Annotated in this window: 24 protein-coding genes; 12 read left to right on the top strand and 12 right to left on the bottom strand. The window is 69.5% G+C overall.

The window, feature by feature from the left end:
• Positions 1-103: 103 nt before the first annotated feature.
• Together LDL21_RS14905 and hemE are read right to left on the bottom strand one after the other, a co-directional pair.
• Entirely contained in the window at positions 104-1,453 is a 1,350-nt protein-coding gene (locus LDL21_RS14905; protein WP_225280525.1) for a protoporphyrinogen oxidase, read from the bottom strand.
• Between the two features lie 205 nt (positions 1,454-1,658).
• Positions 1,659-2,714: a uroporphyrinogen decarboxylase gene (hemE, locus tag LDL21_RS14900; RefSeq protein WP_372462183.1), complete on the bottom strand. Its 1,056-nt coding sequence runs from the start codon at positions 2,712-2,714 to the stop codon at positions 1,659-1,661.
• A 450-nt stretch (positions 2,715-3,164) separates the two neighbouring features.
• On the opposite strand from hemE, the gene LDL21_RS14895 reads away from it, so the two are divergent.
• From LDL21_RS14895 to LDL21_RS14885, 3 genes are all read left to right on the top strand, one after another.
• Entirely contained in the window at positions 3,165-3,716 is a 552-nt protein-coding gene (locus LDL21_RS14895; RefSeq protein WP_372462191.1) for a DUF3000 domain-containing protein, read from the top strand.
• Between the two features lie 22 nt (positions 3,717-3,738).
• Positions 3,739-4,989 carry an HRDC domain-containing protein gene (locus LDL21_RS14890; protein ID WP_225280523.1) on the top strand — a complete coding sequence of 417 codons (1,251 nt, stop codon included), beginning with the start codon at positions 3,739-3,741 and terminating at the stop codon, positions 4,987-4,989.
• 135 nt (positions 4,990-5,124) lie between these two features.
• On the top strand, positions 5,125-6,078 hold the full coding sequence (locus tag LDL21_RS14885) for a class I SAM-dependent methyltransferase (protein ID WP_225280522.1): 954 nt from the start codon (positions 5,125-5,127) through the stop codon (positions 6,076-6,078).
• Here the strand turns inward: LDL21_RS14885 and dxs are convergent.
• The gene (gene dxs, locus LDL21_RS14880) at positions 6,075-7,970 is read right to left on the bottom strand and encodes a 1-deoxy-D-xylulose-5-phosphate synthase (RefSeq protein WP_225280521.1); all 1,896 of its coding nucleotides are present in this window, start codon (positions 7,968-7,970) and stop codon (positions 6,075-6,077) included. The two genes, LDL21_RS14885 and dxs, sit on opposite strands and share 4 nt — an antisense overlap.
• A gap of 216 nt (positions 7,971-8,186) precedes the next feature.
• On the opposite strand from dxs, the gene glsA reads away from it, so the two are divergent.
• Complete coding sequence (gene glsA, locus LDL21_RS14875; RefSeq protein ID WP_225280520.1) at positions 8,187-10,019, top strand: glutaminase A; 1,833 nt, start codon at positions 8,187-8,189, stop codon at positions 10,017-10,019.
• A 71-nt stretch (positions 10,020-10,090) separates the two neighbouring features.
• Positions 10,091-10,756 carry an SIMPL domain-containing protein gene (locus LDL21_RS14870; RefSeq protein WP_225280519.1) on the top strand — a complete coding sequence of 222 codons (666 nt, stop codon included), beginning with the start codon at positions 10,091-10,093 and terminating at the stop codon, positions 10,754-10,756.
• A 27-nt stretch (positions 10,757-10,783) separates the two neighbouring features.
• On the opposite strand, the gene LDL21_RS14865 is transcribed toward LDL21_RS14870, so the two are convergent.
• Positions 10,784-12,136 (bottom strand): class I SAM-dependent RNA methyltransferase, encoded by a 1,353-nt coding sequence (locus LDL21_RS14865; RefSeq protein WP_225280817.1) that lies wholly within the window; start codon positions 12,134-12,136, stop codon positions 10,784-10,786.
• 34 nt (positions 12,137-12,170) lie between these two features.
• Positions 12,171-14,168 (bottom strand): APC family permease, encoded by a 1,998-nt coding sequence (locus LDL21_RS14860; RefSeq protein ID WP_181697005.1) that lies wholly within the window; start codon positions 14,166-14,168, stop codon positions 12,171-12,173.
• A gap of 173 nt (positions 14,169-14,341) precedes the next feature.
• Here LDL21_RS14860 and LDL21_RS14855 point away from each other — a divergent pair, with 173 nt between their 5' ends.
• Both LDL21_RS14855 and LDL21_RS14850 read left to right on the top strand, forming a co-directional pair.
• Complete coding sequence (locus LDL21_RS14855) at positions 14,342-15,007, top strand: potassium channel family protein (protein WP_181697004.1); 666 nt, start codon at positions 14,342-14,344, stop codon at positions 15,005-15,007.
• Positions 15,008-15,009: 2 nt separating this feature from the next.
• A complete protein-coding gene (locus LDL21_RS14850) occupies positions 15,010-15,681 on the top strand; it encodes a potassium channel family protein (RefSeq protein ID WP_067492857.1) in 672 nt (223 codons plus the stop codon).
• Between the two features lie 7 nt (positions 15,682-15,688).
• Here LDL21_RS14850 and LDL21_RS14845 read toward each other — a convergent pair whose 3' ends face one another.
• The 3 genes from LDL21_RS14845 to LDL21_RS14835 form a co-directional block, all read right to left on the bottom strand.
• Positions 15,689-16,327 (bottom strand): sigma-70 family RNA polymerase sigma factor, encoded by a 639-nt coding sequence (locus LDL21_RS14845; protein ID WP_372462182.1) that lies wholly within the window; start codon positions 16,325-16,327, stop codon positions 15,689-15,691.
• 107 nt (positions 16,328-16,434) lie between these two features.
• Positions 16,435-17,172 carry a DUF3159 domain-containing protein gene (locus LDL21_RS14840; RefSeq protein WP_225280518.1) on the bottom strand — a complete coding sequence of 246 codons (738 nt, stop codon included), beginning with the start codon at positions 17,170-17,172 and terminating at the stop codon, positions 16,435-16,437.
• Between the two features lie 3 nt (positions 17,173-17,175).
• Positions 17,176-17,583 (bottom strand): OB-fold nucleic acid binding domain-containing protein, encoded by a 408-nt coding sequence (locus tag LDL21_RS14835; protein ID WP_067492853.1) that lies wholly within the window; start codon positions 17,581-17,583, stop codon positions 17,176-17,178.
• Positions 17,584-17,656: 73 nt separating this feature from the next.
• On the opposite strand from LDL21_RS14835, the gene LDL21_RS14830 reads away from it, so the two are divergent.
• Positions 17,657-18,385 carry an alpha/beta fold hydrolase gene (locus LDL21_RS14830; RefSeq protein WP_225280517.1) on the top strand — a complete coding sequence of 243 codons (729 nt, stop codon included), beginning with the start codon at positions 17,657-17,659 and terminating at the stop codon, positions 18,383-18,385.
• Here LDL21_RS14830 and LDL21_RS14825 read toward each other — a convergent pair.
• Positions 18,382-19,281 (bottom strand): DUF3710 domain-containing protein, encoded by a 900-nt coding sequence (locus tag LDL21_RS14825; RefSeq protein ID WP_443678043.1) that lies wholly within the window; start codon positions 19,279-19,281, stop codon positions 18,382-18,384. The two genes, LDL21_RS14830 and LDL21_RS14825, sit on opposite strands and share 4 nt — an antisense overlap.
• Positions 19,282-19,286: 5 nt before the next feature.
• Entirely contained in the window at positions 19,287-19,757 is a 471-nt protein-coding gene (gene dut / locus LDL21_RS14820; protein WP_067492849.1) for a dUTP diphosphatase, read from the bottom strand.
• 144 nt (positions 19,758-19,901) lie between these two features.
• On the opposite strand from dut, the gene LDL21_RS14815 reads away from it, so the two are divergent.
• Positions 19,902-20,366: a DUF3093 domain-containing protein gene (locus LDL21_RS14815; protein ID WP_225280816.1), complete on the top strand. Its 465-nt coding sequence runs from the start codon at positions 19,902-19,904 to the stop codon at positions 20,364-20,366.
• A gap of 25 nt (positions 20,367-20,391) precedes the next feature.
• Here the strand turns inward: LDL21_RS14815 and LDL21_RS14810 are convergent, their stop codons facing one another.
• Complete coding sequence (locus tag LDL21_RS14810; protein ID WP_067492847.1) at positions 20,392-20,694, bottom strand: DUF4193 domain-containing protein; 303 nt, start codon at positions 20,692-20,694, stop codon at positions 20,392-20,394.
• A gap of 374 nt (positions 20,695-21,068) precedes the next feature.
• On the opposite strand from LDL21_RS14810, the gene cei reads away from it, so the two are divergent.
• Entirely contained in the window at positions 21,069-21,752 is a 684-nt protein-coding gene (cei, locus tag LDL21_RS14805; RefSeq protein WP_181696999.1) for an envelope integrity protein Cei, read from the top strand.
• Positions 21,753-21,802: 50 nt separating this feature from the next.
• On the opposite strand, the gene LDL21_RS14800 is transcribed toward cei, so the two are convergent.
• Positions 21,803-22,693, bottom strand: coding sequence for an inositol monophosphatase family protein (locus LDL21_RS14800; RefSeq protein WP_308017133.1), 891 nt, complete (start codon positions 22,691-22,693; stop codon positions 21,803-21,805).
• A gap of 91 nt (positions 22,694-22,784) precedes the next feature.
• On the opposite strand from LDL21_RS14800, the gene ppgK reads away from it, so the two are divergent.
• Both ppgK and LDL21_RS14790 read left to right on the top strand, forming a co-directional pair.
• Entirely contained in the window at positions 22,785-23,543 is a 759-nt protein-coding gene (ppgK, locus tag LDL21_RS14795; RefSeq protein WP_181696998.1) for a polyphosphate--glucose phosphotransferase, read from the top strand.
• Positions 23,544-23,787: 244 nt separating this feature from the next.
• Positions 23,788-25,158, top strand: a complete 1,371-nt coding sequence (locus LDL21_RS14790; RefSeq protein ID WP_067492841.1) for an RNA polymerase sigma factor — start codon at positions 23,788-23,790, stop codon at positions 25,156-25,158.
• The last annotated feature ends 109 nt before the right edge of the window (positions 25,159-25,267 follow it).

The following is a 25,267-nucleotide window of genomic DNA, read 5'->3' as shown; positions in this document are numbered from 1 at the left end:
GCGTGGTGATCTTGATTCGCTCGTCGACGCCCACAACTCCGTTCGGGTGAACAGCTTCGGCGCGGGCAACGCGGTACCTCGCCAACTGCGATGTCCGGCGATCTCAGTGACCAATGCTGTGCGCGATGCGCTGTGCGGCGGCAGTGCCGGTGGCGACGCAAGCCGGGACTCCGACGCCGTGTAGGTAGGCGCCCGCGAGGGCGAGACCTTCGAGCGGGTCGGTCGCGGCTTCGAGGGCGGCGATCCGTTCGGAATGGCCGGGGGCGTACTGGGGTAGGCCACCGGGCCAGCGTTGGACGACGGCGGCGTGCGGGGTGATCGTGGTGCCGGTGACGGTGCTCAGGTCCTCGACGGCGGCGGCGATGAGTTCGTCGTCGGTCCAGGTGAGAGGTTTTTCGTCGCCGAAGCGGCCGAACGAGGCTCGGACGAGTGCGACATCGCGGGCGGCCAGGTGCGGCCATTTGCGGCTCGACAGCGTGAACGCCTTGGCGCGCAACGGTTCTCCGGTGGCGACGAGGATGCCCGAATTGTCCGGCAGCGCCGTGTCTTTCGGTAGCGCCATCGCGACGAGCGCCGAGGACGACAGTTCGATGCCGTCGGCCAGGGCGGCGGCATCGGGCGCGACGTAGTGCAGCAGGCGCGCGGTGACGGGGGCGGGCGTCGCGAGGACGACCGCATCGACGGCGCCGAGGGGATCGACAACCCAGCCCTGCGGGGAGCGAGCCAGCCGTGTCGCGGGCAGGTCGGTCACCAGGCGGGCCCGTGATGCCTCGATGAGTGCCGCGAGCAGGGCGCCGTACCCGTCGCGGAGCCCGCCGAAAACAGGTGCGGAGCTGGGTGCGGGCATCGCCTTCCGCACTGCGTCGGTGAGATTCGGGGCGCCCTGATCGAGGGCGGCGGCGAGGGTCGGTAGCGCCGCACGGACACCGATCGACGCGCTGATCCCCGCGTACACCCCGCCGAGCAGCGGATCGACACTGCGTTCGACGACCTGTCGACCGAACCGTTCGGCCACCAGCGACTGCACGTCCACATCCGAGCCGGGTTCCCACCGCATAGGCCGGTCGGGCTCGGTCGCCACCTGGTGCAGGGTGTCGTCGTCGACGAGTCCGCGCAGCGATTCGGCATCCGACGGGATGCCCATCAACGTCCGCCCCGGCAGCGGATGCGCGCTCCCCCCTGCCCACACCAAGGGCCGCTTTCCGGCTGGCCGCACCAGTTGATCGTCCAGACCGAGCTCACCCATCAACTCGATCACCTCGGGCCTGCGCCCGACGAACGCCTCAGCACCGAGATCCAGTGGCTCCCCGGCCAATTCACCGGTGTGCAGCACCCCACCGACCCGCCCCCGCTGCTCGAGCACGACGATATCGACGCTCGCACCGAGTCGCTGCCGCAACCGGTACGCCGCGACGAGCCCGCTGACTCCGCCCCCGACAACCGCGATCCGCATCCTCCGACCGTAGCCGTGAGGGCGGTGCGCCGACGAGACGCACCCGCGCCGTGTCAGCAGCGTCACGTCGAGCGCGGCTCGTAACCTTTGGCCGGCCTGGCGGCGCTCACCCGGCGCCACGCACCGAGCGATCGACGACCATCGAGCGCGTCGGCCACGCCGTCCAACGCCTTCCGGACGCCCGCGCCCGCCTCCGCTGGATGCCTCAGAGCGAATGCACGAGTTCGACCAACGCGGTCAGCACGCCGGGATCGGTGTCCGGCAGCACCCCATGACCGAGGTTGAAGATATGACCGGTCGCGCCGAGCGTGATCGCCTCGTCGGCCTCCGCGACGATGCGCCGCGCTTCCGCCTCGACCGCGTCGAATCCGGCGAACAGGATGGCCGGGTCCAGGTTGCCCTGCAGGCCCTTGCCCGCACCGACCCGGCGCACCGCGTCGGTGAGCGGCACCCGCCAGTCGACGCCGACCACATCGGCACCGGCCTCACCCATCGCGCCGAGCAGCTCACCGGTGCCCACACCGAAGTGGATGCGCGGCACGCCCGCGTCGGCGATCTCGGCGAACACGCGTTCCGAGTGCGGCAGCACGAACTCGCGGTAGTCGGCCAGCGACAGCGCGCCCGCCCAGGAATCGAACAGCTGCACCGCATCGACACCGGCGGCGAGCTGGGCCTGCAGGAAGGCGATGGTGATGTCGGTGAGGGTGCCGAGCAGCGCGTGCCAGGTCTTCGGGTCGGCGTGCATCATCGCCTTGGTGCGCTCGTGCTGCTTGCTCGGCCCACCCTCCACCAGATACGAGGCCAGCGTGAACGGGGCACCGGCGAAACCGATGAGCGGTGTGTCACCGAGCGCATCGGTGAGCAGTCGCACGCCCGAGGTGACCGCGCCGACCTCTTCCGGACGCAACCTCGGCAGGGCTCGCACATCGGCCTCGGTGCGCACCGGGGAGGCGATCACGGGGCCGACGCCGGGCACGATGTCGAGGTCGATGCCCGCCGCCTTGAGCGGAACGACGATGTCGGAGAACAGGATTGCGGCGTCCACACCGTGGCGGCGGATCGGCTGCATGGTGATCTCACACACCAACTCCGGGTCGAAGCACGACTCGAGCATGCCGATGCCCTTGCGCAGCTCTCGGTACTCGGGCAGCGAACGGCCTGCCTGACGCATGAACCAGACCGGTCGCCTGCTCGGCGTCGCGCCGGTGGCGGCGGCCAGGAAGGGGGCATCGGTCAACCGGCGGCGGGTGTAGGTGCTCACCACGATGATCCTAGGCGGCGAGGTGGGCGACTCCGCCCCCACATGGGGGTAGAGTCGCGCGGCCTCTGGCTCACCCGTCCCCGGCTGCGAGCCGGCGACGCTCCCCCACCACGTCGACCGGATTTCGACCTGCTCCTACGCGGCAACGTGTCGGACGGCCTCGCGCCGATGAAGGGGGTGAGGTGCCATTCCGACGAGGAACGTTCGATCGGACGAGCGCGATACGACCGACCGCCCGTCTCATCGCACATCGCGCATCACGAAGCGCTCGAGAATGCACCCTACGCAACGCACCCCTGACCGGCCCGCCGTAGGCGGCGCGCCTCCGCGCGCCCCGCACGCCCACCGTCTACGGTTGCCCTCGTGACACCGCTCGACATCCGCGACGGCGCCGCACCGACCGGGGGAACGCCCCGCGAGCCTGCTTCTTTCCGGGCGGCGGTCGATGCGATGGGCACCGCAACCGTGCACCCTCGAATCGAGCTGGCGCCTATCCGCCCCCCACAGCGGTTGGCGCCGTTCTCCTATGCGCTCGGGGCGGAGGTCGTGCACCCCGACAGCCCGGTCGTGCCGACCGACTCCGAGGGCGACGCCTTCGGCAGGCTGATCCTGCTCCACGACCCCGACGGGGACGAGGCATGGCACGGCGTGTTCCGGCTGGTCGCCTACATCCAGGCCGACATCGACGCCGCCCTCGCCGCCGACCCGCTGCTCCCGGAGGTCGCGTGGAGCTGGCTGGTCGACTCCCTCGAGTCGCGTGGCGAACAGTTCACCGCGCTCGGCGGCACCGTCACCGCCACCAGTTCGGTGCGGTACGGCGACATCGCCGGCCCACCACGCGCCCACCAACTGGAGCTACGCGCGTCGTGGACGGCGATGAACACCGAGATGCGCCGTCACGTGGAGGCGTTCTGCGAGGTGCTCGCCTTCGCCGCCGGATTACCCCCCGCCGGAATCACGCATTTACGGCCGGACTCCTATACCCACACCGACAGACCGTGATCGCCACGTAGAGTTCACGTTTATGTCGGTCGCCGAGGAACCAACCGCAGCAGAGCCCCTGCTCGCCCCCGCCGAGGGGGTTCCACCCGTGCTGGCCTCCCCCGACGAGGTCGCCGCGGCCGCCAAATCCATCGCCGCGGGCACCGGCCCGCTCGCCGTCGACGCCGAACGCGCGTCCGGTTTCCGCTACTCCGCACGCGCCTACCTGATCCAGCTGCGCCGCGACGGCGCGGGCACCTTCCTGATCGACCCGATCCCCGTCACCGACGCGCTCACCCCGCTGGCCGAGGCGATCAACGACCTCGAATGGGTGCTGCACTCCGCCGACCAGGACCTCCCCGGCCTCGCCGAACTCGGCCTGCGTCCCGCCCGCCTCTTCGACACCGAACTCGGCGGCCGCCTCGCCGGCTACGAGCGCGTCGGTCTGGCCGCCATGGTGGAGAACCTGCTCGGGCGTTCCCTGCGCAAAGGCCACGGAGCCGCCGACTGGTCCACCCGCCCCCTGCCCGACGAGTGGCTCAACTACGCCGCACTGGACGTCGAACTCCTCCTCGAACTGCGCGACACCGTCGCCGACGACCTCGCCACCCAGGGCAAAATGGACTGGGCCGCAGAAGAATTCGAACACGTCCGCACCATGGACCCGCCCGCCCCCAAGGCCGACCGCTGGCGCCGTACCTCCGGCATCCACACCCTGCGCCGCCCCCGCCAGCTCGCCGTCGTCCGCGAACTGTGGACCACCCGCGACGAACTGGCTCGCGCCCGCGACGTCGCCCCCTCCCGCATCCTCCCCGACTCCGCCATCGTCGCCGCCGCGACCAACGACCCACGCACCATCGCCCAGCTGCGCACCCTCCCCGTCTTCGGCGGCCCCCGCCAACGCCGCTACTCCCGCGACTGGCTCGCCGCCGTGGACCGAGCCCGCGCCCTCCCCGACAAACAACTCCCACCCCTTACCCTCCCTTTCGACGGCCCACCCCCCGTCAACCGCTGGGAACGCCGCGACCCCATCGCCGCCGCCCGCCTCACCACCGCCCGCAACGCCATGGGCGAACTCTCCACCGAGCATTCGATCCCGGTAGAGAACCTGCTCTCCCCCGATCTGGTGCGTCGCCTGTGCTGGGACGGGCTCCCCGACTACAAGAACGTCGGCACCCCCGAAGAGCTTTCCGCCGCGATCGAGGAGTTCCTGCGTGCGGGTGGGGCACGACCGTGGCAACGAACCCTCGCCGTCCCGGCGCTGACCAAGGCCCTCACCCCCAAACTCGGGTAGCTCAGTTCGTCGGACGCAGCCGTGAAGCGCCCGAGCCACGGGGGACGGATAGTCCACAAAGCTGCCACGAACGCCGCGAGAGCTTCCAGGAACCGTGGCTTCGGATATCCGACATTGTGAACAAATTTGTGCCAAATGCTCCATGAGCATTGTCATTTCAATTCTCGATCAAACGTAATGCACTGTGGGAAAAACGGGTCGACGGGGGACTTGTTCGCCGTTAGCGTCGGGTGTCGGCTGTCGAGAGGAATCGTTGTGTTCGAAGAGGCTATCGCCGCCAATCGCGCGAATTGGGATGAGCGGGCCGACGTGCATGTTCGGTCGCGGATGTATGACGTGGATGCGTATGTCGCGGATTCGGGGCGGATCTCGTCGGTGGTGCGCAACGACCTGGCTGTGCTTGCGCCGCATCTGCCGGAGTCCGGGATCGTGGGGCGGTCGCTGTTGCATCTGCAGTGTCATATCGGGATCGATACCCTGTCGTGGGCGCGGCTCGGTGCGGTGGATGTGCACGGGCTCGATCTGTCGCCGAATTCGTTGCGGCATGCGGAGCGGATCGCGCGAGACGCGGGGTGTGGCATCACCTGGGTCGAAGGGGATGCGCGGTGTGCTTCGGAGCTGGTCGGCCGGCGCTTCGACACCGTGGTGACGAGTGCGGGAACCATTGTGTGGTTGCCGGAGCTCTCGGCTTGGGCGCGGTCGATCCACGATCTGCTGAAGCCTGATGGGGTGTTCTTGATCCGGGACGATCATCCGATTCTCGGAGCGATGGGGTTCCAGCCGTGGGAGATCTCCGACGACTACCTCGGTGGGGGCGGGACAAGGACGTACACGGATTCGGGCACTTACACCGAGGACTCCGCCGGGCAGATCGCCCACACCACCAATCACGAATGGCGACACGATCTCGGCGAAGTCGTGGGAGCACTGCTCGACGCGGGGCTGGCTGTCGAGGCGGTGCGGGAGCTGCCCTATATGGACTGGCCCGCCTTCCCGGAACTCGTTGCTTGCGAACAGGGTTGGGGATTGCCGCCCGGACGGCCGCGAATTCCGTTGAACTTCGCGGTCGTCGCCAGGCGGAGAGGTTAGTGGGCGCCGAGCCAGGCGGAGATGCGCTGGGTGATGGCTTCGGGGGTGAGGCCTAGGTCTTCGAGGATCTCGGGGCGGGAGGCGTGGTCGAGGAACTGCTGGGGGACGCCGAGATCGCGGGTGGGGACGTCGAGGCCCGCGGCGCGGAGGCGGGCGGAGAGGGTGGAGCCGATGCCGCCGTGCAGGCCGCCGTCTTCGAGTGTGACGACCAGGCGGTAGTTCTCGGCGAGTTTGACCAGGGTGTCGGAGATCGGAAGGACCCAGCGCGGGTCGACCACGGTCACCGAGATGCCCTGCGGGGCAAGGTGTTCGGCGACCTGCATGGCGGTGTCGGCGAAGGGGCCGACGGCGACGAGCAGGACGTCACCGTGCTGGGACTGCACCGTGCCCGCGCCGGGCACGGCCAGGCGGAGGATGTCGAGGCCGTCGAGGCGTTCGACGGCGGTGATGTCTTCGGCGACAGTGCCTTTCGGGAAACGCAGCACGGTGGGGCCGTCGGTGACGGCGAGCGCCTCGGCCAGTTCCTCACGCAGGGTGGCGCCGTCGCGGGGCGCGGCTACGCGGATGCCGGGGATGATGCCGAGCAGCGAGAAGTCCCACATGCCGTTGTGGCTGGCGCCGTCGGGTCCGGTGATGCCCGCGCGGTCCAGGACGACGGTGACGGGCTGTTTCAGCAGCGCCACATCCATCAACAGCTGATCGAACGCGCGGTTGAGGAACGTGGCGTAGATGGCGACCACGGGGTGCATGCCGCCGAGTGCCAGGCCGGCGGCGGAAGTCATCGCGTGCTGTTCGGCGATGCCGACATCGAACATGCGCTCGGGGAAGCGTTCACCGAACGCGGCCAGACCGGTGGGGCCGGGCATGGCGGCGGTGATGGCGACGATGTCGTCGCGGCGCGCGGCGTGCTCGATGAGCTCCTCGGAGAATACCGCCGTCCAGCCCTTGGCCTTCTTGCCCGCCAGGGGGCGGCCGGTGAGCGGGTCGATGGGGTCGCAGGCGTGCATCTGGTCGGCGACATGGTTTTCGGCGTGCTCGTAGCCGTTGCCCTTGCGGGTCACCGCGTGGACCACGACGGGGCCGCCGAAGTCCTTGGCGCGGCGCATGGCCGCCTCGAGCGCGACCAGGTCGTGGCCGTCGACGGGGCCGACGTACTTCATGCCGAGGTCGCCGAACAGTTCCTGCGGGCTCACGGCGTCTTTGATCCCGGCCTTGAGCGCGTGCACCATCGAGTAGGCCGAATCTCCCACGGCCGGAATGCTTTTCAGCAGACGTTTCCCGGTGTCGAGGGCATGCTCGTAGGCCGGCTGGGTGCGCAGGGCGGTGAGCCGGTCGGCGAGGCCACCGATGGTCGGGGCATAGGAGCGGCCGTTGTCGTTGACGACGACCACCACCGGGCGGTCGGCACCGGCGATGTTGTTGAGCGCCTCCCAGCACATGCCGCCGGTGAGCGCGCCGTCACCGACGACGGCGACCACGGTGCGGTTCTGGTCGGTGAGCGAGAACGCCTTGGCCAGGCCGTCGGCGTAGGACAGGGCGGCCGAGGCGTGCGAGGACTCCACCCAGTCGTGTTCGCTCTCGGCACGGCTCGGGTAGCCGGACAGGCCGTCGCGCATGCGCAGCGTGTCGAAGCGGTCCTTGCGGCCGGTGAGGATCTTGTGCACGTAGGCCTGGTGGCCGGTGTCGAAGATCAACGGGTCGGCCGGGGAATCGAAGACCCGGTGCAGGGCGATGGTCAACTCGACCACACCGAGGTTGGGACCGAGATGACCACCGGTGGCGGCGACCTTCGCCACGAGGAACTCGCGGATCTCGTCCGCCAGTTCCCGCAGCTGCGGCACGCTCAGCCGGCGCAGATCTTCGGGTGAATCCACCCGCGACAGCACTCCCACCTGAACTCGCTCCCTCCGGACTTCCGATTGATCCGCCCAGTGTATTTGGCCGGGCCGCGGGCGAAAGCCCCCGACCGGTGTCGCGCACTGTCCGACGGTAGCCGGGACGGCCCGCCGACCAGCGGGCGCACCCCCGGCTGACGGGCGCGACGTGTGAGCACAATCTCCCCGCGCGTCCGCCCGGGAACCGTTGTCAATGCCCCCTACAGTGACGCTGTGGCCGAACCGAACAGGATCGATCCCGGGGTGGTCGCGGGCATCCTCGACGAGGTGTACGCGGCCTGCCGAGACGACACCTCCGGCGCGCCCGCCGACTACATCCCCGAACTCGCCGCCGTCGCACCGGACTCGTTCGGGCTGTGCCTCGCCACCGCCGACGGACTGGTCTACCGGGTCGGCGACACCGATGTCGGATTCACCATCCAGTCGATCTCCAAGCCGTTCACCTACGCGCTCGCCCTGGCCGACCGAGGGCTCGACGAAGTCGCCCGCCACATCGACGTGGAACCCTCGGGCGAACCGTTCAACGAGATCGCGCTCGAACCAGACACCCAGCGCCCGAGCAACCCGATGATCAACTCCGGGGCGATCACCGCCGCCTCGCTGATCCACGGTCCCGACGAGTTCGAACGGGTGCGGGACTGCTACTCGCGCTTCGCCGGACGCGAGCTGGGGGTGAACGACGCTGTGTACCAGTCGGAATCGCGCACCGGATACCGCAACCGGGCGATCGGGTACATGCTGCGTTCGGTGGGGATCATCGACGTGGACCCCGACGCCGTCGTCGACCGCTACTTCCGCCAGTGCTCGATCGAGGTGACGTGTGCCGACCTGGCGGTGATGGCGGCGACGCTGGCCGACAACGGCGTGAACCCGGCCACCCACGAGCGGGCGCTGTCGACGGCGCTGACCGAACGGGTGCTGAGTGTGATGACCACCTGTGGCATGTACAACGCGGCGGGCGACTGGGTGACCACGGTGGGGCTGCCCGCCAAGAGTGGGGTGGGCGGCGGGATCATCGCGGTACTGCCGGGGCAGCTCGGCATCTCGGTGTACTCGCCGCGCCTGGACGGCCAGGGCAACAGTGTGCGCGGAGTGGCGGCATGCCGGGAACTGTCACGACGGCTCGAACTGCACTTCTGTCACGTGACCCGGTCCGCGCGCACCGCCATCCGCGCCGAGCACTCGGTGTCGGAACTGCCCTCCCGGATGCGCCGCTCCCCCGACGACGCCGCCGTGCTCGCCGCGCACGGTGACCGCGCCCGCGTCTACGAACTGCACGGCGATTTGCTGTTCTCCGGCGCCGAACGGGCGGTCCGGGCCATCGAGGCCGCCTCGGGCGAGCTCGACGCGCTGGCGATCGACCTGCGCCGGGTAGGTGAGGTGAGCGTGGTGGCACGCGGAATGCTCGACGCGTTGCAAGCCGAGCTCGTACCGGCCGGGGTGCGGGTGGCGCTGGTCGATCCCGATGCCAAGCTCGGCCACGACGTGTCGAGTCTGCAGCCCGATGATCCGCGCGGGCGGGTGTTCATCGATCGTGACACCGCCACCGAATGGTGCGAGGACATCGTGCTCGCGCGGCACCGTCCACCGGGAACACACTCGACCACCTCGATCACCCTCGACGAGCACCCGCTGCTGGCCGAGCTCGACCCCGACGACCGCGCCCGGCTGGCCGCCGATTTCAGCGAGCGAACCTTCGCCAGGGGCGAGACGATCGCCGAACGCGGCGACCAGCGCTCGGGGCTGTATCTGATCCTCGACGGACGGGTGCGGCTCACCTTCCCCGGCACCGACGGGCGAATCCACCGGTTGGTGACCTTGTCGGCGGGGATGTCGTTCGGCGAGATACCGATGCTGGTGGGCAAACCGTTCGTCAACGCGGTGATCGCCGAAACCCAGGTCCGGGTGGCGGTACTGAGCCCGGCGGTGTTCGACTCGCTCACCGAGGTGCATCCGAAGCTCAAACTCGCCCTGCTGCAACGCCTCGCGGCCGGCGCGTACGCGCAGATGGAAGCCACGGTCCGCACCATCTCCGGCAGTCACTGACCAGGACCCGGAACCCTCCGGCGATGCGAGACGTTGGGCTGCACAACAGCCCTCGACCGACAGGAGCAGCGGTGAGCGAACGATCCCCTCAGCCGAGCACCACCACCTTCGGACGCGGCACGGTGCGCGCGATCCCCGACCTCATCCGCGTCACCCTGACGGTGGAATCGCGCGCCGCCACGGTGGCGGGCGCCTACGACCGGGCGGGCCAGCGGGTGAACGCGGTGGTCGCGGCATTGCGCACGGCCGGGGTGCGCGACAGCGACATGGCGACCAGCGGTCTCAGCGTGCGCACCGAGACCGTCTACACCGACAACGGACGCAACGAGATCGTCGGCTACCTCGCGTCCACGGGACTCAGCATCGCGCTGCGCGAGGGCAGCGGCGCCGAACCCGCCGAGACCGTGGCCGCCGCGGTGAACGCGGGCGGCGACGACGTGCGCCTCGGCGGCCTGACCCGGGGTATCGCCGACCCCGCGCCACTGCTGGTCCAGGCCCGCGACGCCGCCTACGACGACGCGCTCGCCAAGGCCGAGCAGTACGCGGCGCGCGCGGGTGTGCGCCTGGGTGTGGTGCTACAGATCACCGAGGACACCTCACCCACACCCCGCGCCTACGACGTGAGCGCCGAGATGGATTCACCGGTCATGTTCGCGCGCAGCAGTTCCCCGGTGCCGGTCGTCCCCGGCGAGACCGAGGTCGGCGCGAATGTGCGGGTGACCTGGGCGCTGGAATAGCCGCGGTGGTACCCGGGGTGCGATCTCTCAGCGGTCGAGCAGCGCGACGCATTCCACGTGGTGGGTGACCGGGAAGGCATCGAAGGCCCGCAACTCGGCCAGGTGGTAGCCCGCGTCGAGGTACAAACCGAGGTCGCGCGCGAAAGCGGCCGGGTCGCAACCGATGTGGATGATTCGGCGTGGGTCGGCGTCGGTGACGGCGGCCACGACCTCCTTGCCCGCGCCCGCGCGAGGCGGGTCGAGGACGACCACATCGGGGGTGGTCGTGGCCTCGCGCGCCCAGCGCTCGACCCGGCCCGCGTGCAACTGCACCCACGGCAGGTCACGCAGCGCGGCCGTACCGTCGGCGACGGCCGACCGAGCCGATTCCACGGCCGACACCGCACCCGTCTGCCCGGTCTGCTCCCCCAGCCGCGCCGCGAAGACACCGACACCGCTGTAGAGATCCCAACCCGAACCGCCCGGTTCCAGCCCCGACCATTCGGCAACCAGATCCGAATAGCGTTGCGCCGCACCGTGGTGCGCCTGCCAGAAACCTGTGGCCGACAGTTCCCAGCGGCGGCCCGCCACGTATTCCACGGCCCGGCCGCTGCCCGCCATCACCCATTCCTCGCGCGGCGCGTTGGTCGCCGACTTGCGGGCGGCGGCCCGGTCGCGCACCGCACCGCGTTCGTCGGCGGCGGGGCGACCCGATTCGCGGTGCCGCGCGGGTCGCTGCCCACGCCCCCGGGTACCGCCGCGCGGGGTGGCAGGTCGGGTGCCCGCACGGTCCGCCTCGGCGGCCGGAGCCAGTTCGACGATATGACGGACACCGTCACCGTCCACGGCGACCACCAGATCGGCGCCCGGTGTCCAGGACCGCTCGGCCACACCGTCGAGTGCGCCCGCCACCGGCTGTGGGCAGCGCAGATCCGGGATCACCTCGGTGCTGCGGTACCGGTGCACGCCCGCGCGACCGGCCGCGTCGACCACCAGGCGCACCCGGGTGCGCCAGCCGCCGACGACCTCGTCACCGATCGGTTCGACCGCGACCTCACGCTCGATCCCGGCCAGCCTGCGCAACTGCTCGGCCACCACGGTCGCCTTGAGCGCGCGCTGCGCGGCGGGGGTGGCGAAGGAGAAATCACAGCACCCGGCCCCACCCGGCCCCGAGACCGGACAGGTCGCAGGCACCCGGTCCGCGGAGGCCTCGATGATCTCCACCGCGTCGGCGCGGCAGAACGAACCACCACGATCCTCGGTGACCCGGGCGCGCACCAGCTCACCGGGCAGACCGTGCCGCACGAAGACCACCCGGCCCTCGTGCCGGCCCACGCAGAACCCGCCGTGTCCGGGCGCACCGAGGCGCACCTCGAATTCCTGTCCGCGCCAATCACTCACAGCCACACCCACTTCCGTTGTCGGCCGGGCACGCTCACTCGCGCCGCTCCGGCCGGTCGAACCCGCGACGCACCGAGCCCGGTGCGTTCACCTCGGCCGCCTGTTTGGCCCGCGTCGAAGACGACAACTGCCACGGCACACTGGTCACCATCACACCCGGTTCGAACAGCAACCGGCCCTTCAACCGCAACGCCGACTGGTTGTGCAGCACCTGCTCCCACCAGTGACCGACCACGTACTCGGGGATGAAGACGGTGACCACGTCGCGCGGCGCGTCCTTGCGGACCCGCTTCACATACTCGAGCACCGGTTTGGTCACCTCGCGATACGGCGACTCGACCACCTTGAGCGGCACGTTGATCTCGCTGTTCTCCCATTCGCGCACGAGCTTGCGGGTATCGGCGTCGTCGACGTTCACCGTCACCGCCTCGAGCGTGTCCGGGCGCGTGGCCCGCGCGTAGGCCAGTGCCCGGCGAGTGGGCAGATGCAGTTTCGACACCAGCACGATGGAGTGGGTGCGGCTGGGCAGCACCCCGTCCCAATCGGATTCGTCGAGTTCGCGGGCCACCGAGTCGTAGTGCTTGTGGATCAGCTTCATCACGATGAAGATCGCGACCATCGTGATGATGGCGATGTAGGCGCCTGCGAAGAACTTGGTGATGAGCACGATCACCAGCACGGTCCCGGTGAGGGTGAGACCGATCGCGTTGATGACGCGCGAGCGCTTCATCCGCGACCGCTCCTGCGGGTCGGTCTCCTTGCGCAGCAGGCGGGTCCAGTGCCGAAGCATGCCGGTCTGGCTGAGCACGAAGGACACGAACACACCGACGATGTAGAGCTGGATCAGCTTGGTGACCTCGGCGTCGAACAGCACCACGAACGCGATGGCGGCACCGGAGAGGAACAGGATGCCGTTGGAGAACGCCAGCCGGTCGCCCCGGGTGTGCAGCTGACGCGGCAGGTAGCGGTCCTGCGCGAGGATCGAACCGAGCACCGGGAAACCGTTGAACGCGGTGTTGGCGGCCAGCACCAGGATCAGGGCGGTAACGATGGTGATGAAGAAGAAGCCGATGGGGAAGCCGTGGAAGACGGTTTCGGCGATCTGGGCGATCAGCGTCTTCTGGTGGTAATCAGCGGGCGCGCCGACGAGGTTCGAGGTGTCGTGCGCGTAGACGACCCCGATCTTCTGCGCCAGGATGATGATGCCCATCAGCAGCACGACGGCGATGGTTCCCAGCATCAGCAGGGTCGTCGCGGCATTGCGCGACTTCGGTTTACGGAAGGCGGGCACGCCGTTGCTGATCGCCTCCACACCGGTCAGCGCCGCGCAGCCGGAGGAGAACGCGCGCGCGATCAGGAAGGCGAAGGCCAGGCCGTAGAGGTGTTCGTCCTCGGCGTGGAGCCCGAAACCGGCGGAGACGGCCTGGATGTCGTCACCGAGCACGTAGGTCCGGAACAGGCCCCAGCCGAGCATCACGAACATGCCGAAGATGAAGGCGTAGGTGGGAATCGCGAAGGCCGTGCCCGATTCGCGTACACCGCGCAGGTTGATGGCCGTGAGCACCGCGATCGCGACGACCGCGAACAGCACCTTGTGCGTGTTGACGAACGGAATGGCCGAGCCGATGTTCGAGGCGGCCGACGAGATCGACACCGCCACCGTGAGCACGTAGTCGACGAGCAGGGCGCTACCGACCGTGAGCCCGGCGGTCGGGCCGAGATTCACCGTGGCGACCTCGTAGTCGCCGCCGCCCGACGGGTAGGCGCGCACGTTCTGCCGGTAACTGGCGACGACCACGGCCATCACCACCGCCACGGCGAGACCGACCCACGGTGCGTACATGTACGCGGAGATGCCCGCCGCCGCCAGCACCAGGAAGATCTCCTCCGGCGCGTAGGCGACCGAGGACATCGCGTCGGAGGCGAACACCGGAAGCGCGATCCGTTTGGGCAACAAGGTATGGCCGAGCGAGTCACTGCGGAAGGGCCTGCCCAGCAGCACGCGTTTGGCCGCCGTCGTCAACTTGGACACCGGGCTGAGCATAGACGGGATCATCGATGTGTTCGCGCTCACCTGACCTGGGCGCCGACCGGGATGTCGAGGTTGTTTGCGCCGCCTCGCCAGGGGGAAACTGGGCGGGGGAAGCTCCGGCGGGTACGGTCCAAGCCGGACGCCACGGGTTCGGCAAGGAACGAGGGTGCACGGTGTACGTAGTGATCATGGGGTGTGGGCGCGTCGGGTCGTCGCTGGCCCGTGCGCTGACCCGGGTGGGTCACGAGGTCACGGTGATCGACCGTGATCCCAGCGCCTTCCGCAGGCTCGGCGAAGGCTTCAGCGGGCAGGAAGTGATCGGCGTCGGCTTCGACCGTGATGTGCTGACCCGCGCGGGAATCGAACGTGCCGACGCCTTCGCCGCCGTGTCCTCGGGCGACAACTCCAACATCATCTCCGCGCGGGTGGCCAGGGAGATGTTCGGCGTGGAACGCGTGGTCGCCCGGATCTACGACGCCAAACGCGCCGAGGTCTACGAACGGCTCGGCATCCCGACCATCGCCACCGTGCCGTGGACGACCGACCGTTTCCTGCGCACTCTGATCGGTGACAACTCCACGACCACCTGGCGCGAACCCACCGGCGCGGTGGCCGTCACCCAGCTCACGCTGCACGAGGAGTGGTTCGGTCGCACCGTGCGCGACCTCGAACGCGACCTCGGCGTGCGGGTGGCGTTCATCCTGCGCTTCGGCCGGGGCCTGCTGCCCGAATCCAAGACGGTGGTCCAGGCCGACGACGTGGTGTACGTCGCGGCGACCTCCGGCAGTGTCGGTGAGGTGGTCGCACTGGCGGCCAAGGCCCCCGTGAGCGAGGACTGAACATGAAGGTGGCCATTGCCGGTGCGGGCGCCGTCGGGCGCTCGATCGCCAGGGAACTGCTGCGGGGCGGGCATCGGGTGATGCTGCTGGAACGCCAGCTCGACCACATCGACCCACCCGCCATCCCGGACGCGGTCTGGGTGCACGCCGACGCCTGCGAGCTGTCGCTGCTCGAGAACGCGGGGCTGGAAACCTACGAGGTGGTGATCGCGGCCACCGGTGACGACAAGACCAACCTGGTCCACAGCCTGCTCGCCAAGACCGAGTTCGGGGTGCGCCGGGTGGTGGCGCGGGTGAACGACCCGCGCAACGAATGGCTCTTCGACGAGTCGTGGGGTGTGGATGTGGCGGTGTCGACACCGCGCCTGCTGGCCTCGCTGGTCGAGGAGGCGGTGTCGGTGGGTGATCTGGTTCGGCTCATGACATTGCGCCAGGGCCAGGCCAACCTGGTCGAGATCACCCTGCCCGCCGACACCCAGCTGGCCGGTAAACCGGTGCGTAGCCTGGTCCTGCCGCGCGACACCGCGCTGGTGACGATCCTGCGCGGCGGCCGGGTGATCGTGCCCCAGGCCGACGACCCCTTCGAAGGCGACGACGAGCTGCTGTTCGTCACCTCGGTGGAGGCCGAGGAGGACCTGCGGCTCACCCTGGCCGGGCACGGCATCCGGCCCTGAGCCGCCCTCAGGCGGCGGCGAGCTGGGCGCGCAGCTTGTTGAGCGCGCGGTGCTGCATCACCCGGACCACGCCGGGGCTGGTGCCGATGGCCTCGGCGGTCTGCGCGGCGCTCCAGCCGAGCACGATCCGCATCATCAGCACCTCACGGTGATTGGGGGCGAGCACCTGCATCAGTTCGCGGGTCGCGGCCCGCCGTTCGAAGGCGAGCGCCCAGTCCTCCGGGCCTGCTTCGGCGCTGGCGGTGTCGGGCATCTCGGCCATCGGATACGCGGTGTGCTTGCCCCGGCGGAAGGCGTCGGACACCTTGTTGGCGGCGATGCCGTACACGAAGGCCAGGAAGGATTTGCCCTGGTCACGGTAGCGCGGGATGGCGGCGACGGTGGCGATCAGGACTTCCTGGGTGACGTCGTCGGCCGTGACCGTGAGGTGGCCGGTGGCACCCATCCGCGCCGAGCAGTAGCGGCGCACGAGGGGGTGGACCAGACGCAGGATCTCGGCGATCGCGTCGCGGTCGTCGCGGGCGGCGGGACCGATCAGGGCGTCGAGTTCGGCGCCGATGCGCTTGCTCTCCGACTGGGCGGGGCCGGGCTTGGAAGCTGCGCTTGCACGGTGCTCGGTTGCCATCATGGTCGCCGGTCCTCTCACGATCACTGCGTAATTCGGTATGCATTGATCGTGCGACGAACAGGCGGCGGCAACCAGGTACCCCAGGGTGGGTAGTTCCCCACCTCCGGCGGTACCCCTGCCCACCCTCAGGCGGAAGCGGAATCCCTTCGGACAGCGGACTTGTCGGCGGGCAGGTGGCCCGCGCGACGCACCGCCCACACGGTGACCACCAGGGCGACCGCGGTCAGCGGCCAGCCCATCGCGATGCGGGCGATCGCGAGCCAGGTGGTGTGGTCGGTGTCGTAGAGCTGGGACTGCACCAGGTAGCGGGCACCGAAGACGACGACCCACACGACGGTGGCCAGGTCGTAGAGCTTGCGCACCCGCGGATCGGTGCGCCATGCGGTGCCGTGGCCGTTGAGCGCGCCCCAGATCACCCCGACCAGCGGCCACCGGAACAGGATCGACAGCGCGAACACGCCCGCGTACACGAGGCTGGTGTAGATGCCGAACAGGAAGAAGCCCTTGGCCTCTCCCACCCGGTGGGCGATGAACGCGCACAGCCCGACGCCGAGGAACCCGGAGATGGCCGGCTGGACGGGGCTGCGTTGCACGAGCCGCCAGATCAGCACGCCCGCGGCCACGCCGAGGGCGGCCCAGATGGCGGCGGTGAGCCCGGCGAAGGTGTTCACCGGAACGAACACGAGCACGGGCAGGGTGGAGTAGATCAGGCCGCTGATGCCGCCGAGCTGCTCGAGCAGGGTCTGCTCGGCCTCGGCCGTCGCCTTGTCGACGTCGGGGTCGACGGGGTGGTCGGTGACCACCGGCAGGGCAACGGTGGCTTCAGGGTCCGCGATGGGGCGGTACTCGTCGCTGGAGGGCATACGTCAGCTGTTCCCGCGCAATTCGTAGTAGGGGTTGAAGATCACTTTGCGGCCGTCGCGGTCGCCGACGCGGCCGCGCACCAGGATGCGCCTGCCCGGTTCGATGCCGGGAATGCGCCTGCGCCCGATCCACACCAGGGTGATGGCGTCGGTGCCGTCGAAGAACTCGGCCTGCACCGTGGCACCGGCCGCCTTCGGACAGGCCTCGACGCTGCGCAGCCTGCCGACGATGGTGGCTTCCTCGCCGCGGCAACAGTCCTTGGCTCGCCGGGCGCCCGAGGCGTCGGCGGTCTCGGCCAGTTCCTCGGCGTCGAGCTGATCGATATCGGCCGTCAGGCGGCGTCCGAGTCGACGAAAATATCCCGAGTCCGGGCCCGATCCCGACTTGTGTGAGCCCGTGGATGACGACATGGCACGCTTCTCCCGCTAGTTGGCCTTCAACGCCACTGTAGATGGGCAAACGCCGGGCCGCTACGCTCGGTCCGTGTTGCGCACCCCACCCCAGGTCACCGTGGTCGCCCTGCCCGGAACCGGCTCCGACGCCGATTTCGCAGCCCGCGCATTCGGACCGGCCGCGGCCGCTCACGGCCTGGAATTCCTTGCCGTCGAACCCGACCCGAAGGCCGTGATCGCGAGCTGTACCGCGGCTTTGCACACCGCCGCCGCGCGCGGACCGGTCCTGGCTGCGGGGATCTCGCTGGGTGCCGCGATCGCCCTGCGGTGGGCCACCGGACATCGCGACGCGGTTGTCGGTGTCATCACAGCATTACCCGCCTGGACGGGCCCGGAAACCACTTCGTGCCCCGCCGCCCTCAGCGCCTCGGCAACCGCCGGGCAACTTCGCGCCGACGGTCTGGACGCCGTGATCGCCCGCATGCGCGCCTCGAGTCCGGCCTGGCTCGCCGAGGCCCTCACCCAGTCCTGGCGCGGCCAGTGGCCGGACCTGCCCCAGGCACTGGACGAGGCGGCCGCCTACTCCTGGCCGACCGTCGAGGAACTGGCCGCCTGCCCCGTCCCGGTCGCGGTGATCGGCGCGGGCGACGACCCGGTGCATCCGATCGCCGTCGCCGAAGAATGGGCCGCGACGCTGCCGACGGCCGGATTGTGCCGGATCACGCTGGACGAACTCGGCGCGAACCCGGCGGTCCTCGGACACACCGGGTTCACCGAACTCGACCGTCTCTCGACCGAAAAGGTCTCGGCGACAACCTAGTTCAGGCCGAGCTGCTGCATCGCCGAGCCGTCGGCGCCGCGCCGCGGTTCGTCGGGCAGCTTCGGCGGCACCGCCGAGGGCGGGGTCTGCGCGGCGGCCGCCTGCGCGGCCATGGCCTGCTGCTGGGCGAGCACCTGCTGCTGATGGGCGGCGGCGAGCTGTTCGGCCAGCTCCTGGGGCAGCACCACGGGCAGCGGGTCACGCACCGGCAGCGGCTCGGAGCCACGCCGCACCACCGCGTCGGCCAGGACGGCCCGGGCGGCGGTGATGAGCGGGCTGCGATCGTCGACCGCGCCCGAGGGGCCCGCCGCGACCAGCCGGATCATCCAGCGCGGTCCGTCGACACCGATGAAACGCAGATCGGCGCCCTCGGTGACCGCCTTCACCTCACGACCCCACGGGCCCTTCTCGACGGCGACGCTCGCACCGTCACCGCGCAGCGACTCGGCCAGGTCGGCCGCGACGAGCCGCCACTGCCCGGCCGACTTCGGCGCGGCGTACGCGGCCACGGTGAGCCTGCCGTGCTGGGTGGCCAGATGCACCGCCTGCGGGGTGCCGTCGGGGCTCATCTCCACCTGCAGCTGCCCACCCTCGGGCACCGGGATGACCACCGACCCCAGATCGAGCCTGCGCGCGATCATGTCGTCGGTCACTTCGGTGATGTCGTACGGGCCGGCGGCGGCGTCGGGCGCGTGGTCGAAGTTGCCGTAGATGCGCTCGTCGGTGGGAGCGTCGTCGAAATCGAGGTGGGCGAAGTCGGGGCGGCGGAACTCGTCGGTGTCGTAGTCGTCGGTATCGGCGAAATCGTCGTAGTCGTCCGCGGCGTAGTCGTCGCCGTAGTCGTCGTCGTAGACCGCGTCGTCCTCGCGCGGCGCGCGCTTCTTCTTACCGAACAGACCCATTACGCCTCCTTGCCGGTCAGGCTCGCGTGCCCGCCACTCGACCCGTAACCACCTGCGCCACGGACGGTTTCGTCCAGGTCGTCGACCTCGGCGAACTCCACCAGCTCCACCCGCTGCACGAGCAGCTGGGCGATGCGGTCGCCGCGGCGCAGCTCGATGGCGGTGCGCGGGTCGTGATTGATCAGGCACACTTTGATCTCGCCCCGATAGCCCGCGTCGATCGTGCCCGGTGTGTTCACCACCGACAGTCCCGCCTTCGCGGCCAGGCCCGAGCGGGGGTGGATCAGGCCGACCGTGCCGACCGGCAGCGCGAGCGCGATCCCGGTGCCGACCAGCACCCGCTCACCCGGTTCGATGATCACATCCTCGGTGGTACAGAGGTCGACGCCCGCGTCACCCGGATGGGCACGCTTCGGCACAGGGATGCCGGGATCGAGCCGCCGCAGCGGAATCGGTGCAAGTGCGTTCACATCGGTCGAGACTACGCGCTCGGAGCCGGACCAGCGCGTCACGACCCTGCCACGATCGCCTAGTCTTGAACCGTGCCCGACCAGTCCCATTCCCCGACCACCGACGCCGCAGACACCGACGCCCGCGCGGCCGCCGCGCCCACCGTGTCGCCCTACCGGGAGCGCCTGTGGGTGCCGCTGTGGTGGTGGCCGGTCGGCTTCGCGATCGCCGGGCTGATCGCCGCCGAATTCCACATGGGCGCGCCCGGGCTGCGGGCCTGGTTGCCGTATGTGCTGCTGGCACCGGTGCCCGTGTGGATTCTGTTGTGGATGAGCCGTCACCGGCTGGAAGTGGCCGTCACCCCCGAGGGAACGGCGGAATTGCGCGTCGACCGCGCCCACCTGCCGGTGAGCTTCGTCGCGCGAGCCGCGGCCGTCGCACCGACGGCCAAGAGCGCGGCGCTGGGTCGTCAGCTCGACCCCGCCGCCTATGTGCAGCACCGGCCCTGGATCGGACCGATGGCTTTGCTGGTCCTCGACGACCCGGACGACCCGACGCCGTACTGGTTGATCAGCACGCGCAGGCCCGACCGGGTCTTGGCCGCGCTCGGACTCCCGAGCGCGGGCTGACCCGTCTACCTCGCCGTGGAACGCGTCAGAGGGCGCAGTCCATGCAGATCATCTCGCCACCCTTCTCGCTGGCCAGCCTGCTTCGGTGGTGCACGAGGAAACAGCTCGAGCAGGTGAACTCGTCTGCCTGCTTCGGGACCACCCGAACGCTGAGCACCTCGTCGGACAGGTCCGCGCCGGGAAGCTCGAACGATTCCGCTGTGTCGGTCTCGTCGATGTCCACGACGGCGGACTGCGCCTCGTTGCGGCGGGCCTTCAGCTCCTCGAGCGAATCCTCCGACACTTCGTCGGATTCGGTGCGCCGCGGTGCGTCATAGTCGGTTGCCATGTCGTCTTCCCCTCAGTCCTTACTCCGTAAATACCGGATCAGTTCGATTGCCAAGTCCCCGCAGGGAGACGGCGTTCGACCGCCCCGCCGGTGGTGCACCTCACACGTACACCGGTCGACTATCAGGTGGATCGTTGCTCGATCTACTCCGACAGCGTTCGGTTAACGCAGGACATGCCCTTGTTGTTCCCGCGACCGACCACCGTTTCACGGGTGATTATTCGATCTGGGCGGGCAGACAATAGCGGACCTACCGACAAATGTCGCAATCAAAACCCCGCCGCGACGAAACCGACGACGAATCTTCACCTGCCGGGAAACTCGCCGAGACCTCCCGCACTCGCGCATCGGCGGCGGACTCGTAGAGTGAGCGCGTGGTTTCACTGATCACCGAAGGCAGCGCGACCGATCGCGACGGCAAACCCTTTCCGCGACGGCGCCCCGAGCTGTGGCTCGCGTTGGTCCTCGTGCTGGCTCTTGTGGCCCTGTTCGTGTGGGTGGCGGCTTTCCGCACCCGCGAGGACAACAACGAGCCGATGGCGTGCAACGCGCCGAGCACGCCGACCGCGACCAACGCACCCAAGCCCGCACCGCTCGGCACCCGAGTCGGGCCCTCGCGCCTGGACGAGGTGGATCCGGCGGCGCTGTCGGAGTCCAAGGTGCGGGTGTTCAACGCCAACGGCAAGAGCGGACAGGCGGGCAACATCGCCTCCGCGCTCGGCGACCTCGGCTTCGCCAGCGCACCGGGGACACAGGTCGGTAACGATCCGGTTTATGTCAGCGGCGACCTCAACTGCACCGGCCAGATCCGCTACGGCGTGAACGGCAGGCCGGCCGCCGCCTCGGTGCAGCTGGTCGCTCCCTGTGCCGAACTGATCGAGGACCCGCGCACCGACGACTCGGTCGACCTGGTGCTCGGCCTGGCCTTCGGCGAGTCGCTCCGCCCGAGCGCCGACGCCGAAGCGGTCCTGCGCGCGCTGAAGAACCTGGCCCCCGGCGCCAGCTCGTCCTCGATCGACCCCGACCTCCTCGACGCCGCCCGCACCGTCAAGTGCTGAGACATCGGCGGCTGGCGCCGCGGGTTTCTCGGCCCGGGGGGCCGGGCTTCTCAGTCGGGTAGGGGTGTTGTCGCGCCGGTCTCGGTGAGGAGGGCGGCGAAATCCTCAGCGAGGCCGGGGGCGGCGACGAAGGTCAGTTCGCCCGCGGCACCGCCGACGGTGACCGGCGGGACGTGCACCACCGCGCCCGCTTCGGCGGCGATGAGGGCGCCCGCCGCCCAGTCCCAGGCGTTGAGCCCGTGCTCGTAGTAGGCGTCGAGGTGGCCCGAGGCGACGTGGCACAGGTCCATGGCGGCGGCGCCGAGGCGGCGGATGTCGCGGACCCGCGGCAGGATCTCGGTGAGCAGCCTCGCCTGGTCGGCGCGACGCTGGGTGCCGTAGGCGAAACCGGTGGCGACCAGAGCCACCGACAATGAATCCTCTTGGGTGCAGGACAGTTTCGTGCGGGTGCCGTCGGCGGTGACGGCGAACGCCCCGCCGCCACGCACTGCGCTGTAGGTGGTCGCGGTCGCCACGTCGGCCACCGCGCCCGCCACCGGGGCGCCGTCGATCACCGCTGCCACCGAGACCGCGTACCCGGGCAGGCCGTAGAGGAAGTTGACGGTCCCGTCGATCGGGTCGACCACCCAGGTGACGGCGCCCGGCGCGGTGGCGCCGACATCGCCGCCGCCCTCCTCGCCCAGGATCGCGTCGTCGGGGCGTCGCTGGGCGAGCAGGTCGCGGATCAGCTGTTCGGATTCGGTGTCGACCACGGTGACCGGGTCGGTGACGTGGCCCTTGGTCGCCACGGCACCGTCGGCGGGTCCCCCGTCGGCGAACACCTCGGGTCGGCGGGCACGCACATGCGCGGCGGCGGTTTCGGCGAGTTCGACGGCGAGCTCGCGCAGTCGTTCGTCGGCGTCGGTCGTGGCTGGGGCAACGGAACTGTGTTGAGGCACCACGCCATCGGATCATATGCGGCGGCTCGTGCGAGCGGTGACTACCGCTACTCTTTGTCAGGCACATCGACCGCGTCAGGCAAGGGGTTCATCCATGTCCGCTCGGGGGCACGCATTCGGCATCGATATCGGGGGAAGTGGCGTGAAGGGGGCCTTGGTCGATCTCGACACCGGTCTGCTCACCCACGAGCGGCTCAAGATCGCCACCCCGCGTCCCGCCACGCCCGAGGCGGTGGCGGCGGCGGTAGCCGAACTCGTCGCGCTGGCCGGCTGGGCGGGGCCGGTGGGGATCACGCTGCCGTGCGTGGTGCTCGACGGACACGCCCGTACGGCCGCCAATATCGATCCCGCCTGGATCGGTACCGACGCGCGCGCCCTGTTCTCGGCCGCGCTCGGCGGGCGGACGGTGACGGTGCTCAACGATGCCGACGCCGCGGGGCTCGCGGAGGACAGCTACGGCACCGCTCGCGACCTGCACGGCCTCACCCTGCTGCTCACCTTCGGCACCGGGATCGGCTCGGCGTTGCTCTACGACGGCACCCTCGTGCCCAACTCCGAGCTCGGCCACCTCGACATCGAGGGGGTGGAGGCCGAGCACCTGGCCGCCGCCTCGATCAAGGACCGCGACGGCCTCACCTACCCGGAGTGGGCGCAGCGGGTGAGCACGGCCCTGATCCACATCGAGAACCTCTTCTGGCCGAAGGTGATCGTGGCGGGCGGCGGTATCAGCCGCGATCACGAGCAGTGGATACCGTTGCTCACCAACCGAACTCCGGTGATTCCGGCCGTGTTGAAGAACACCGCGGGTATCGTCGGCGCGGCGATGGCTATCGCCGGGGGCATCGCGCCGTAGCGCGCGAGGACGACGCCGCAACGCCTGGAGGGCATCGTGGCACTGAGTACCCTGGTTGGATCGTTACAATGGAACACGTCCGGCGGTGAGCCGGTGAAACCTTCCGGCCTCAGCCGGTCGCGAGCGAGCCGGTGAACGAACCGGTGAGCACCCGACCGACGCACCGCCGGTGCAACCCGACCGACCGCTCCGCCGGAAACCACTCTGGCGTGACGCCGCACGAGACCGTCACGAAAGGGCGTACGTGGTAGCCACGAATACCCGTCAGACCGCCGACTCGGCCGACGCCGATGCCGACGACGCCGTAACTCCCGCCAAGAAGGCTCCGGCGAAGAAGGCCGCTGCCAAGAAGGCCCCGGCGAAGAAGGCCGCTGCCAAGAAGGCCCCGGCGAAGAAGGCTGCCGCCAAGAAGGCCCCGGCGAAGAAAACCGCGGCCAAGAAGGCGACCGCGGCCGAGGGGGGCGAGGAGCAACTCGACGACGAGTCGATCGAACTCGACGATCTCGGTGATCTCGAGGTCGCCGAGGACGAACTCACCGACGGTGATGTCATCGTCGAGGAGGTCGCCGACGACACCGCCGATGCCGCCGACACCACCGAGCCGACCGAGAAGGACAAGGCCTCCGGCGATTTCGTCTGGGACGAGGAGGAATCCGAGGCGCTGCGTCAGGCGCGCAAGGATGCCGAACTCACCGCCTCCGCCGACTCGGTCCGCGCCTACCTCAAGCAGATCGGTAAGGTCGCGCTGCTCAACGCCGAGGAGGAGGTCGAACTCGCCAAGCGGATCGAGGCCGGCCTGTTCGCGGCGGAGAAGATGCGTGAGTTCGCCGAGGCGGGCGAGAAGCTGTCGGTGACCACCCGCCGCGATTTCAACTGGATCGTGCGCGACGGCAACCGGGCCAAGAACCATCTGCTCGAGGCCAACCTGCGTCTGGTGGTGTCGCTGGCCAAGCGCTACACCGGCCGTGGCATGGCGTTCCTGGACCTGATCCAGGAGGGCAACCTGGGTCTGATCCGCGCGGTCGAGAAGTTCGACTACACCAAGGGTTACAAGTTCTCGACCTACGCCACGTGGTGGATCCGTCAGGCCATCACCCGCGCCATGGCCGACCAGGCGCGCACCATCCGTATTCCGGTGCACATGGTGGAGGTCATCAACAAGCTCGGGCGCATCCAGCGCGAGCTGCTCCAGGATCTGGGCCGTGAGCCCACCCCGGAGGAGCTGGCCAAGGAAATGGACATCACGCCGGAGAAGGTCCTCGAGATCCAGCAGTACGCGCGTGAACCCATCTCGCTCGACCAGACCATCGGTGACGAAGGCGACAGCCAGCTCGGCGATTTCATCGAGGACTCCGAGGCGGTCGTCGCGGTCGACGCGGTGAGCTTCACCCTGCTGCAGGATCAGCTGCAGTCGGTGCTGGAGACGCTGTCCGAGCGTGAGGCGGGCGTGGTGCGGTTGCGCTTCGGCCTCACCGACGGTCAGCCGCGCACCCTCGACGAGATCGGTCAGGTCTACGGCGTCACGCGTGAGCGCATCCGGCAGATCGAGTCCAAGACGATGAGCAAGCTGCGCCACCCGAGCCGTTCGCAGGTGCTGCGCGACTACCTCGACTAGGCATTCGCGAGACGAGGCCCGGACCTTATGACAAGGGGTCCGGGCCTTTTCTTGTATCCCACGCCGAATTCCGAACGGTCTGTTTACCACAGAAAACTCTCGGTAATCG

The sequence above is a fragment of the Nocardia rosealba genome (assembly GCF_020216065.1).
Taxonomy (GTDB): Bacteria; Actinomycetota; Actinomycetes; order Mycobacteriales; family Mycobacteriaceae; genus Nocardia; species Nocardia rosealba.
The sequence above is the reverse complement of the archived record's forward strand: the minus strand, read 5'-3'. Positions and strand labels throughout refer to the sequence as shown.

Excerpts from the sequence above, each read along its gene's own strand:
- LDL21_RS14835 (WP_067492853.1), bottom strand. The coding sequence starts at position 17,583 with ATGTCGTCATCCACGGGCTCACACAAGTCGGGATCGGGCCCGGACTCG.
- LDL21_RS14895 (WP_372462191.1), top strand. The coding sequence starts at position 3,165 with ATGGGCACCGCAACCGTGCACCCTCGAATCGAGCTGGCGCCTATCCGC.
- LDL21_RS14850 (WP_067492857.1), top strand. The coding sequence starts at position 15,010 with ATGAAGGTGGCCATTGCCGGTGCGGGCGCCGTCGGGCGCTCGATCGCC.
- LDL21_RS14810 (WP_067492847.1), bottom strand. The coding sequence starts at position 20,694 with ATGGCAACCGACTATGACGCACCGCGGCGCACCGAATCCGACGAAGTG.
- LDL21_RS14885 (WP_225280522.1), top strand. The coding sequence starts at position 5,125 with ATGCTCCATGAGCATTGTCATTTCAATTCTCGATCAAACGTAATGCAC.
- LDL21_RS14905 (WP_225280525.1), bottom strand. The coding sequence starts at position 1,453 with ATGCGGATCGCGGTTGTCGGGGGCGGAGTCAGCGGGCTCGTCGCGGCG.
- LDL21_RS14890 (WP_225280523.1), top strand. The coding sequence starts at position 3,739 with ATGTCGGTCGCCGAGGAACCAACCGCAGCAGAGCCCCTGCTCGCCCCC.
- LDL21_RS14840 (WP_225280518.1), bottom strand. The coding sequence starts at position 17,172 with ATGCCCTCCAGCGACGAGTACCGCCCCATCGCGGACCCTGAAGCCACC.
- ppgK (WP_181696998.1), top strand. The coding sequence starts at position 22,785 with ATGTCCGCTCGGGGGCACGCATTCGGCATCGATATCGGGGGAAGTGGC.